Consider the following 5681-nt stretch of genomic DNA (forward strand, 5'->3'; position numbering starts at 1 on the left):
GCTGACCGGGGCGAAGACGCTCATCGAGTTGGGTTCCGGTTCGTCGGAGAAGACCCGGCTGCTGTTGGACGCGTTCACCCGCCAGGGTGGGCTGGGCACGTTCGTTCCGCTGGACGTGTCGGTCAGTGCCCTGCGCGGGTCCACCGCCGAGATCGCCGCCGACTATCCCCGCCTGCGGGTCCGGGGCATCGTCGGGGACTTCACCCGGCAACTGGACCGGCTGCCCACCGGCGGTCGGCGGTTGGTGGTGTTCCTCGGCGGCACCATCGGCAACCTGTTGCCCGCCGAGCGGGCCGAGTTCCTCACGGCGATGCGCGCGGCGCTGGAGGTCGGCGACTGGCTGTTGCTCGGTACGGACCTGGTGAAGGACCCGTCGGTGATCGTGCCGGCGTACGACGACGCCGCCGGGGTCACCGCCGAGTTCAACCGCAACGTGCTGCACGTGATCAACCGCGAGTTGGGCGCCGACTTCGACCCGGGCGCGTTCGAGCACGTCGCGGTCTGGGATTCCGACAATGAGTGGATCGAGATGCGGTTGCGGGCGACCCGGCCGATGAGCGTGCGGGTGCTGGGGCTGACCGTCGACTTCGCGGCGGGGGAGGAGCTGCGGACCGAGGTCTCGGCGAAGTTCCGCCGGGAGGGGATCGCCGCCGAGTTGACCGCGGCCGGCTTCGGCACGGCGGAGTTCTGGACCGACCCGGACGCGCTCTTCGGCGTCACGCTGGCGCGGGCGCGGTGAGCCTGTTCACCCGACCCGGTCGGGCCGGAGGGTGATCCGCTAGGCTGACCACGCGAAGGGGAGTAGCCCCCAATGTCGTGGTCGACATACTGGTGCGTTCTGCATCCGGCCACGCGGCCCCGGTTCTCCCGGGGCGGGCGAGACCTTCGACTCAGGCTGTTGCAGCCGGGTCGAGGGCGCCCCTGTACCTCCTCCCGGCGTGAACGGGAAGGACGTCATGGAGGGATTCTTCGCCGCGCTGGTCGTCAGCTTCGGCGTCATCTTCGTCGCCGAGCTGGGGGACAAGTCCCAGCTGATGGCGCTGACCTTCGCCACGCGGTTCAAACCGATCCCGGTGCTGATCGGCATCACGGTGGCGACAGCTGTGGTGCACCTGGCGTCGGTCGCCATCGGGGCGGGTCTCGGGGCGGTGCTGCCCACCGAGTGGATCTCCCTGGTGGCCGGCGTGGCGTTCCTCGGGTTCGGTGCGTGGACGCTACGCGGGGACAAGCTCACCGAGGAGGAGAAGCGCAAGGCCGAGAAGACCAACAAGACCGCGCTGGTGGCGGTGTCGGTGGCGTTCTTCCTCGCCGAGCTGGGCGACAAGACGATGCTGGCCACGATCACGCTCGCCACCAAGTACGGCTGGTTCGGTGTCTGGCTCGGCTCGACGATCGGCATGGTGGCCGCGGACGCGCTGGCCATCCTGGTCGGCCGGATGCTCGGTCGGCGGCTGCCGGAGAAGACCATCAAGTACGGCGCCGCGATCCTCTTCGCCATCTCCGGTCTCTGGCTGATCCTGGAGGCGGTGAACGAGCTGACCTGAGCGCCGACTAGCTGCCCCGTGGGCGGGTAACGGCCCGGGGTGGACCCGGCCGAGTTGTTGCGCCAGGGCGACCAGGTGCTGGTTGCGGTGGTGGAGGTGGCCGGCGCGCTGGTGATCTTCGTTGGCGCGGTGTGGGCGGCGGTGCGGTTCGTGGTCGAGGGGCTGCGACACCGCACCGCCGCCCGCTTCACGCCGATCCGACTCTCGCTGGGTCGGTTTCTGACCCTCGGCCTGGAGTTCCAGCTGGCGGCCGACGTGCTGCGCACGGCGGTGTCCCCGTCGTTCGCGCAGATCGGCCAACTGGCCGCGATCGCGACGATCCGAACGGCGTTGAACTACTTCCTGGGCCGGGAGATCCGCCAGGAGCAGCGTCAGGTGGCTGAGGGCGAGCAGCGGCGGTGACGGGCGTCCTGGTCACAGCGGTCACCGCGCTGGCGCTGGTCGCTGGCGTGGTCACCGCGCTCAGCGCCCGCGCGCTGCGCAGCGGCGTGCGCGTCCTGCTGGACCTGCTCACCGCGGCCGGCCTGCTGCGGCTCGCCGGTGATCCGGGTTGGAACGGGCTGGCCGGCGCGGTGGCGATCATCGCCCTGCGTCAGCTGCTCGGGGCGGCGCTGAGCAGGCCAGCACCGTGGTCCGGCCGACAATCCCCGGCCCGCTGCGCCGACGACGATCACCACCTACCGTTGGCGTCGACAGGTGAAATCGGTAAATCGGGAGGATGACCAGATGGGTCGGCACGACGAACCGAACGAGTACGGCTTCGCCGGCGGTGCCACCGCTCCGGAGCCGCAGCCCGGCGGGAAGCCCGACGAGCAGGACCGCGCCGAGGCGGTGGCGGTGCCGGGCGACGACCTCACCGGGCCGACCGCCGAAGCGTTGGCCGAGGAGACCGAGGACCTGCCCCCCGCCGACCGTCGCCACTGAGCGCCGGCCCCGGGCCGCCGGCGCGGCGACGAGCCCATGCTCGTCAGGCCGCGCCGTGCGCACCCCGGGGCGGGCGGTTCAGTGGGCGTCGGGGTGCTGGTAGACGTCGGGTACGCCATCCCCGTCGGCGTCCATCCGCTCGCGTTGCGCCACCCTCCGGTACGTCGCGTTGCGGCGGCTGAGCACCGTGGCGGCCAGCCCGGCGGAGATCACCGAGCCGAGCAGTACGGCGACCTTGACCCGATCGTCGGCGGTGCTGCCCGCCCCGAAGGCCAGGTCGCCGATGAGCAGCGAGACGGTGAACCCGACGCCGGCCAGCAGGGCGATCCCGAGCAGGTCGGTCCAGGTGATGTCCTCGTCGAGCTCGGCGCGGGTGAACCGGGCCAGCAGGTACGTCGACCCGAAGATGCCGATGCTCTTGCCGAACACCAGCCCGGCGACGATGGCGATCACGATCGGGTCGCGCAACAGGGCACCCAGGTCGGTGCCGCGCACTGTGACACCGGCGGCGAACAGGGCGAAGATCGGCACCGCGAGGCCGGCCGACACCGGCCGCCAGCGATGCTCCAGGCGCGCGGCGAGGCCACCCTGGTCCGCTCCCGCGTCGGCGGTGGCCGGCTGGCCGCCGCCGCGCGGTCGGCGGGCGAGCACCGGGACGGTGAAGCCGAGCAGGACGCCGGCCACCGTGGCGTGCACGCCCGAGGCGTGCATCAGGGTCCAGGCGGCGACCGCGAGGGGGATCAGTGCCCACCACCAGGTACGCCCCCGCTGCACCAGCACCGCGAAGAGCGCGATCGGCGCCAACGCGGCGAGCAGCGCGAGAGGTTGGAAGTCGGCGGTGTAGAAGATCGCGATGATGGTGATCGCGAACAGGTCGTCGACCACCGCGAGGGTGAGCAGGAATGCGCGCAGGCCCTGCGGCAGATGTGAGCTGACCACGGCGAGCACGGCGAGCGCGAAAGCGATGTCGGTGGCGGTCGGAATGGCCCATCCGCGCAGGCCGTCGCCGCCCGCGCTCAGCACCACCGCCACGTAGATCAGCGCCGGCAGCAGCATTCCGCCGAGTGCGGCCGCCACCGGCAGCGCGGCCCGGCGCGGGTCGCGCAGTTCCCCGGCGACGAACTCCCGTTTGAGTTCCAGGCCCACCACGAAGAAGAAGATGGCCAGCAGGCCGTCCGCCGCCCAGGTGGCCACGTCCAGGTCGAGGTGCCAGGGGGCGCCCGGCCAGGGCACGGCGTGGCTGAGCCGGGTGTACGAGTCGGACCACGGGGAGTTGGCCCAGATCAGCGCGAGCACGGCGCCGGCCAGCAGCAGCGCGCCACCGACGGTTTCGGTGCGGAGCACGTCGGCCAGGTGCCGGGCCTCCGGCCAGGACGACCGGGAGAACAGCCGGGTCTTCGGCGGGCGTGGCCCCGATGGCGGGGTGTGGGAGGTCATCTGCGGGCTCACCTAGGGGAGTCGGGACGGCAAAAATCCACTCGCCGACCAGGCTTCCCGGCACACCGTTGTCAACCCTATCCGGCGCCTCGGGCGGGGCGACGGCCGGGCCGAACGGCTGCCGTCCGATCGGCCCGGCGACTTTTTCCCGGTTGTCGCCGCTGCCGAATGGGTGTTTGTCGGGTTGGTCAAGCGGGCGCGCATCACGTCACCGGAAAATGCATAACTCCGGACATAAGGCGTATGAGCCGCTTTAATGGTTTCACGAGTTTAGAGACGACCTTGGGGGTTTTCGTGAAGTTCTTTGGCGTAACCGGACCGACACGGAGGCGCTCCTGATGGACCTGCTCCGCCAATTGCGCCATGTGCGTCGGCACTGGTGGGTCGCACTGGTCACGGTCATGGTGGCCCTCGGCGTCTCGGCGTTCGTGACCGTACGGGCCCAACCCCGGTACGTCGCCTCGGTGACCTTCTTCGTCACCACCCCCAACTCGGGCGTCACCGACGCCTACCAGGGCGGGCTCTTCCTGCAACAGCGCGTCAAGTCGTACGCCGACCTGCTCAGCAGCGACCGGCTGGCGCAGAGCGTGGTGGCCGAAACTCCGGTCGGCCTCACCGCCGACGAGGTGCAGCGCCGGGTGAGCACCTCCACCGAGACCGGCACCGTCCTGCTGCGGGCATCGGTCACCGACACCGACCAGACCCGCGCGTTGCGGGTGACGGAGAGCCTCGCCAGCAAGTTCGTCGAACTCGTCCAGAAGGTCGAGACGACGCCGGAGGGCAAGGCACCCATCAAGATCGAGGTGGTGAGTGGCCCGCGGGTCAGCGCCAACCCCGTCTCGCCGCAACCGGTGCGCAACCTCACCCTCGGTGGTCTGATCGGCCTGATCCTCGGCATCGGCCTGGCGATCCTGCGCGGCGTCGCCGACGTCCGACTGCGCGACGCCGCCGGACTGCAACGCGCCACCGGCAGCCCGCTGCTCGGTGAGATCCCGTTCGAGGCCAACGCCCGCAGCGCCCCGCTCATCGTGGGCGACGCCGCGACCTCGGCGCGGGCCGAGGCGGTCCGCAAGCTGCGCACCAACCTGCGTTTCGTGGACGTCCACGAGCCGGCCCGGGTCATCGCGGTGACCAGCGCCCTGCAGGGCGAGGGCAAGACCACGCTCTCCTGCAACCTGGCCATCGCGCTGGCCGAGGCGGGCTGGCGGGTGCTGCTGGTCGACGCGGATCTGCGCCGACCGAAGGTCGACGACTACCTGGGCCTCGACGCCGGCGTCGGCCTCACCGACGTGCTGGTGGGCGACGTGAAGGTGGGCGACGTCGTGCAGCGCTGGGGAGACAAGTCGCTGTTGGTACTGCCCAGCGGGTCCGCCCCGCCGAACCCGAGCGAGCTGCTCGGCTCGAAGGCCATGTCGGACCTGCTGCTGGCGCTGCGCGAGTCGGCGGACATCGTGATCATCGACACCGCGCCGCTGCTCGCCGTGACCGACGGCGTGGTGGTGGCCGTGCAGGCCGATGGCGCGCTGTTGGTGACCCAGCAGGGCCGTACCTCACGCACCCAGGTCGCCGCGGCGGCCCGGTCACTGCACTCGGTCTCGGTCCGGCTGCTCGGCTGTGTGCTGAACATGGCCAAGGTGGCCAAGGCTGAGGCTTACCAGTACGAGGCCTACCGGGTGGTCGCCTCGGCGACCGGAGCCTCGGTGCCGGCCGACCGGGCCGCGTCCGGCCGGCCCAGCGAGACCATCACCGGGGTCAACGGCGGCGCCGACCACACCC

At 71.2% G+C, this 5681-nt stretch carries 7 protein-coding genes; 6 read left to right on the plus strand and 1 reads right to left on the minus strand.

Annotated features, from left to right (window positions below; translation table 11 throughout):
- The 5 genes from KBX53_RS20155 to KBX53_RS20175 all read left to right on the plus strand — a co-directional run.
- Positions 1–739: L-histidine N(alpha)-methyltransferase (locus tag KBX53_RS20155; RefSeq protein ID WP_210861007.1), on the plus strand; the 739-nt coding region annotated here is incomplete at its 5' end.
- Positions 740–956: 217 nt separating this feature from the next.
- On the plus strand, positions 957–1544 hold the full coding sequence (locus KBX53_RS20160; RefSeq protein ID WP_030338044.1) for a TMEM165/GDT1 family protein: 588 nt from the start codon (positions 957–959) through the stop codon (positions 1542–1544).
- A gap of 39 nt (positions 1545–1583) precedes the next feature.
- Positions 1584–1946 carry a DUF1622 domain-containing protein gene (locus KBX53_RS20165; protein ID WP_051708909.1) on the plus strand — a complete coding sequence of 121 codons (363 nt, stop codon included), beginning with the start codon at positions 1584–1586 and terminating at the stop codon, positions 1944–1946.
- Positions 1943–2266, plus strand: a complete 324-nt coding sequence (locus tag KBX53_RS20170; protein ID WP_156058029.1) for a hypothetical protein — start codon at positions 1943–1945, stop codon at positions 2264–2266. The genes KBX53_RS20165 and KBX53_RS20170 overlap by 4 nt, the downstream gene beginning before the upstream one ends.
- Before the next feature lie 4 nt (positions 2267–2270).
- Positions 2271–2468, plus strand: coding sequence for a hypothetical protein (locus tag KBX53_RS20175; RefSeq protein ID WP_030338041.1), 198 nt, complete (start codon positions 2271–2273; stop codon positions 2466–2468).
- 78 nt (positions 2469–2546) lie between these two features.
- Here KBX53_RS20175 and nhaA read toward each other — a convergent pair whose 3' ends face one another.
- Positions 2547–3905, minus strand: coding sequence for a Na+/H+ antiporter NhaA (nhaA, locus tag KBX53_RS20180; protein WP_030338040.1), 1359 nt, complete (start codon positions 3903–3905; stop codon positions 2547–2549).
- Between the two features lie 338 nt (positions 3906–4243).
- Here nhaA and KBX53_RS20185 point away from each other — a divergent pair.
- Positions 4244–5681 (plus strand): polysaccharide biosynthesis tyrosine autokinase (locus KBX53_RS20185; RefSeq protein WP_210861009.1); only part of this gene is annotated, 1438 nt, incomplete at its 3' end.

Origin of the sequence: Micromonospora sp. M51 (assembly GCF_018070305.1) — a bacterium.
In the GTDB taxonomy this organism is placed as follows: domain Bacteria; phylum Actinomycetota; class Actinomycetes; order Mycobacteriales; family Micromonosporaceae; genus Micromonospora; species Micromonospora parva.